The sequence below is a fragment of the Streptomyces sp. NPDC043738 genome (assembly GCF_056436545.1).
The window spans coordinates 64,198-69,309 of sequence record NZ_JBWKCJ010000004.1 but is presented as its reverse complement, the minus strand read 5'-3'; the positions used below and the strand labels follow the sequence as shown (position 1 = coordinate 69,309).

At 75.7% G+C, this 5,112-nt stretch carries 3 protein-coding genes; 2 read left to right on the top strand and 1 reads right to left on the bottom strand.

The annotated features are described in order from the left end of the window. Nucleotides 1–545: 545 nt before the first annotated feature. Nucleotides 546–1,583: a LacI family DNA-binding transcriptional regulator gene (locus tag AC0680_RS07730; protein ID WP_478625835.1), complete on the bottom strand. Its 1,038-nt coding sequence runs from the start codon at nt 1,581–1,583 to the stop codon at nt 546–548. A 143-nt stretch (nt 1,584–1,726) separates the two neighbouring features. Here AC0680_RS07730 and AC0680_RS07725 point away from each other — a divergent pair, with 143 nt between their 5' ends. Together AC0680_RS07725 and AC0680_RS07720 are read left to right on the top strand one after the other, a co-directional pair. Further along, nucleotides 1,727–2,683: an ROK family protein gene (locus AC0680_RS07725; protein WP_478625833.1), complete on the top strand. Its 957-nt coding sequence runs from the start codon at nt 1,727–1,729 to the stop codon at nt 2,681–2,683. 147 nt (nt 2,684–2,830) lie between these two features. Next, nucleotides 2,831–4,969, top strand: coding sequence for a serine/threonine-protein kinase (locus AC0680_RS07720; protein WP_478625832.1), 2,139 nt, complete (start codon nt 2,831–2,833; stop codon nt 4,967–4,969). The last annotated feature ends 143 nt before the right edge of the window (nt 4,970–5,112 follow it).

Genomic DNA, 5,112 nt, shown 5'->3' with positions numbered 1-5,112 from the left:
TTGTTTTTTGTTTTTTCTGGTTTTTCTTCTTCTTCTTTTGTCTCTCTCCCCTTCCCCCCCCCCCCCCCCCCCCCCCCCCCCCCCCCCCCCCCCCCCCCCCCCCCCCCCAGGCCCGCCCCCTCCCGTTGTGGGTGGGGAGGAGACCGTGGGCCTGAACGTCAGCCTTCGTGTGCCGGTAGTCGACCGACAGGGCACGCCCCCACCGGCCTCTTTTCCCACCCACTCACGGGAGGGGGCGGGGGGGGGGGGGGGGGGGGGGGGGGGGGGGGGGGGGGGGGGGGGGGGGGGGGGGGGGGGGGGGGGGGGTGGCGGGGGGGGGGGGGGGGGGGGGGGGGCGGCGGGGGGGGGGGGGTGGGGAGACACCCCCCCCCCCCCCCCCCCCCCCACCCCTCCGACCCGTCACCGGCAGCCGAACGGCCCCGCGCAGCGGACCCCGCCCGCCGCAGGCGCAACGGCGAAAAACCCCACGGCGGGAAAGCCGACAACGTGGGAGGCCGGCCAAGCGCAGCGAAGGGCGGGAAGGCCGAAAACGTGGGAAGCCGGCCCTAACCGCTTGGGGGGATCTCCCCCGACCCCCGAGCGATCAGCCGCGTCGGTATTTCCTCGCGCCGCGGCGGGTCCGCGATGCCCTCCAGGCGGCGGAAGAGCAGACCCGCCGCCGTACGGCCCATCAGGGCCGGATCCTGGGCGACGACCGTGATGGCGGGCCGGACGAGATCGGCCAGCTCGAAGTCGTCGAAGCCGACCAGTGCGACCGGGCGCGGGCGTTCGCCCAGGACGCGCACGGCGGTGACCGTGACACGGTTGTTGCCCGCGAAGAACGCCGTGACCGGCTGCGCGGCGTCCAGCATGGCGGTCGCGGCGCCGCGTACGCGGTCGGGGGCGGTGGAGCCCAGCGAGACCCACGCCTCGTCGACGGGCAGGCCGGCGGCGGCCATTGCCGCGCGGTAGCCGCGCAGCCGCTCCTTCGCGGTGTGGATCCGGGGCTGGTCGCCGATGAAGCCGATCCGACGGTGGCCGTGCGCGATCAGATGGGCCACCGCGTCCCGGGCGCCGCCGAAGTTGTCGGACAGCACGGCGTCGGCGTCGATCCGGCCGGCCGGGCGGTCCACGAACACGGTGGCTATGCCGGCCGTGATCTCCGGCTCCAGATAGCGGTGGTCGTCACCGGCCGGAATCACGACCAGCCCGTCCACCCGCCGTGCGCACAGCGCCAGCACCAACTCCTGCTCCCGGGCCGGGTCCTCGGCACTGGAGCCGTTGATCAGCAGGGCGCCGTGGCCGCGGGCGACTTCCTCGACGGCGCGGCTGAGCGGGCCGTAGAAGGGGTCGGCGAGATCCTCCAGTACGAGACCGATGCTGGCCGTACGGCCCTTGCGCAGAATCCGGGCGGAGTCGTTGCGGCGGAAGCCGAGGGCGGTGATGGCCTCCTGGACCCGGCGTTCGGTGTCCGGGGTGACGCCCGGTTCGCCGTTGACCACGCGGGATACCGTCTTGAGGCCGACCCCGGCGCGCGCCGCGACATCCTTCATCGTGGGCCGGGTGCCATAGCGGCGGGACGTGCCCCGCGCGGTGTCGGTCACGGTGTGCGGTCCTGATTCTGTCGGCGGCCTGGTGTGGCGTCGAGCATAGCCTCTAGACAACGTTGTCAATCGAGGGGAGACTATCGTTCGCACGCCGGGCCGGTACCGCCCGGTCCCCGGGCCCACCAGGAGATTCCACACCGATGCAGACGGACCTCAGCGCAGCGTTGGACATTGGCGGCACCAAGATCGCCGGCGCTCTGGTGGACGCACACGGCAGACTTCTCGTACGGGCCAACCGGCCCACGCCCGCCGGCGGTGACGGGGCGACGGTGATGCGCGCGGTGGCCGAGGTGGTCCGGGAGCTGGCCGCGGCGCCGGACTGGGCGCGGGTGGCGGCGGTCGGCATCGGCAGCGCGGGACCGGTCGATGCCCACGCGGGCACGGTCAGCCCGGTCAACATCCCCGGCTGGCGCGGCTTTCCGCTCGTCGCCGGGGTGCGGGCGCTGGTCGGGGAGCGCCCCGTCACGCTGGTCGGCGACGGTGTCGCGATGACCGCGGCCGAGCACTGGCTGGGCGCCGCGCGCGGGCACGCCAACGCGCTGTGCATGGTGGTCTCCACCGGGGTCGGCGGCGGGCTCGTCCTCAACGGCCGGCTGCACCCGGGCCCTACGGGCAACGCCGGGCACATCGGCCACATCAGTGTCGACCTCGACGGCGACCCCTGCCCGTGCGGCGCCCGCGGCTGCGTCGAGCGGATCGCCAGCGGCCCGCACATCGCCCGCCGGGCGCTGGCCGACGGCTGGCTGCCGGGCCCCGACGGCGACACCAGCGCCGCCGCCGTCGCCGCCTCCGCATGCGCCGGCGACCGGATCGCGGTGCGCTCCTTCGAACGGGCCGCCCGGGCGCTGGCGGCCGGGATAGCCGCCACCGCCACCCTCGTCGAGATCGACATCGCGGTGATCGGCGGGGGTGTGGCCGGTGCGGGAGATGTCCTGTTCGCCCCGCTGCGCTCGGCCCTGCGCGACTACGCGACGCTGTCGTTCGTGCAGGACCTGACGGTCGTACCCGCGCAAATGGGGACGGACGCCGGGCTGGTGGGGGCCGCCGCGGCCGCCGCGCAACAGTCCCGTCTCGATGCGTTCGCCCCGGCCCCCTGACCACACCACAGGCCCCCGCGCGCCCCTTAGTCTGTTGCCGACCGCGAGGTACGACGCCGTACGGGCGATGTGCACGGCGTACGGGCAACGACACGGGCATCGAGGGGATCGGCGACGGTGACACCGGGGGAGCGCGAGCAGCGCGAGGTGGACGACACGCGTGCGGCGGACGGCGCGAGCGGGTCCGGGGAGGGGGGCGGCGGCGCGCCCGGCGCGGCTGCCGCGAGCGGGCCCCGGCGCGGCCAGGACGCCGATCTGACCGGGCGGCTGCTCGGTGGCCGGTACCGCGTGACCGGACGGATCGGGCGCGGCGGCATGGGCGTGGTCTGCCGCGCGGTCGACGAGGTGCTGGGCCGTGAGGTCGCGGTCAAGGTCCTGCGCGCCTACACCGACGCCTCCGCGCCCGAGCTGGCCGATCTGCGTATTCGTATGCAGCGCGAGGCGCGGGCCGCGGCCCGTATCCGCCACTCCGGCGTGGTCACCGTCCACGACGTCATCGACGAGGACGGCCGGCCGGTCATCGTCATGGAGCTGGTGGACGGGCCTTCGCTGGACGACGCCCTGGAGCGGCGCGGCCCCTTCGACCCCCGGGAGATCGCCCGGATCGGCGCACAGGTGATGGACGCGCTGGACGCCGCCCATCAGGCGGGCGTGCTGCACCGCGATGTGAAGCCGGGCAATGTGCTGCTGGACGGATGGGGGCACCTCCCAGGCCGTTCAGGCACTGGGGGAGGGCGGGTGGTGCTCACCGACTTCGGCATCGCCAGCATCGAGGCCCCGGGAGACGGCGCGACCACCAACATCACCCGCAGCGGTGAACTGGTCGGCTCGCTCGACTACCTGCCGCCCGAGCGGGCGCAGGGCCAGGACCCCACGCCGGCCTCGGACATCTGGTCGCTGGGCATGACGCTCTACGCGGCGGTCGAGGGCGGCGGCGCCCCCTTCCGCCGTACGTCGGTGTGGTCGACGCTCACCGCGATCGTCACCGAGGCGCTGCCCGAGCCCCGGCGGGCCGGCCCGCTCACCCCCGTACTCCATGCCCTGATGGCCAAGAACCCGGCCGACCGGCCGTCCGCCGCCCAGGCCCGGAGCCTGCTGCGGGAGGTGGCGGAGGGCCGCGAGCCCGCGGTCGGGCCGGTGCCCGGCGCGCCGCATCTGCCCACGGCGACGGATCTGCGGCCGGTGGCCCCGCCGCCGGCGCCGCAGGCGCCCGGCCCGCAAGCCGCGCCCGCCGGCCCGGACCGCGCCGAGGGGCCGCCGGCCGATTGGCTGTCGGGACCGGGGGCGCAGGCCTCCCCGGTGACGCAGCCCACGCCGGCTCCCGCGCCGGTGACGCCGCCCGCGCCGCGGCAGCCCGGCCCGCAGGGTCCGCCCGCCGTGCCCGGCCCCCAGACGCCGGGCTTCTCGTACACCAGCCCCGGGCCCGCCGCCGACCCGCCCGGTGTGGTGGCCGGCCCGCCCGTCGGCAGTACGGGCGCCCTCCCCTGTCCGGGGAGCCCGTCCGAGCGGGACACCGAGCGGCTGCCCGCGCGCGGCCGCCGGCGTGTGGTGCTGGCCGTGGCGGCGGTGCTCGCCGTCCTCGCGGCCGGTGGCGGCGTGACGTATGCGCTGGTGGGCGGGGAGAAGGGCGAGACGGTCGCGGAGCGCGGACGGTCGTCGGCGCAGCCGCCCGGGACGTCCGGCGGTCCGGATACGCCGAGCCCGGCCACCGGCGAGGACGACGCCAAGGACAAGGACAAGGACAAGAGCGCGGGCAAGGGGAAGGACGGCGGGCGGAGCGCGTCGCCGTCCGCCTCGGGCGATCCCGCGGACGGCGGCGCGTCCCACAAGCCGAAGCCCGGTGGTGCGGGCGGGAGTTCGGGGGAGCAGACCGGCGGTGCGGGCGGCGGTCAGGGCGGGACCGACGGCGGCGGCTCGGGCGGTTCGGACGGCGGCGCGTCCGGGGGGTCCGGGGGAGGCACCACCACGACCGGTGGCAGCGGCGGCGGTGACCCGACGCCGTCCACGTCGTGCGTGTCGATCGGCGGCGGCAAGACCAACTGCGACGTCTGGCGGACCGCGAACTCCTACACCGCCTCCTTCCAACAGGTCGGCACCCTGAACATGGGCACCAACTACTTCTACTGCCAGGCGAAGCTGGGCCGCCGTGAGACGTACGGGGAGTGGACGAACGTCTGGTGGGCCAAGACCGATGACGACAGCGGCAATTCCGGTGTCTATGTGAGCGTCGTCTACCTCAAGGGCGGCGCGAACGACCAGCCCATCCCCGGACTGCCCACCTGCTGACCCCGGGGCCGGGGGGGGGGGGGGGGGGGGGGGGGGGGGGGGGCCGCCCGCAGCGGACTGGGGTCGGTTGTTCCCGGTCCGTCGGCGGTGGGTCGAGGTTGGTGTGTCCGTATTCGTGGGGGTTGGGGTGGGTTCTCCTCCCC

Bases quoted from the DNA above. Each gene is read 5' to 3' on its own strand.
- AC0680_RS07725 (WP_478625833.1), top strand. From the start codon at position 1,727: ATGCAGACGGACCTCAGCGCAGCGTTGGACATTGGCGGCACCAAGATC.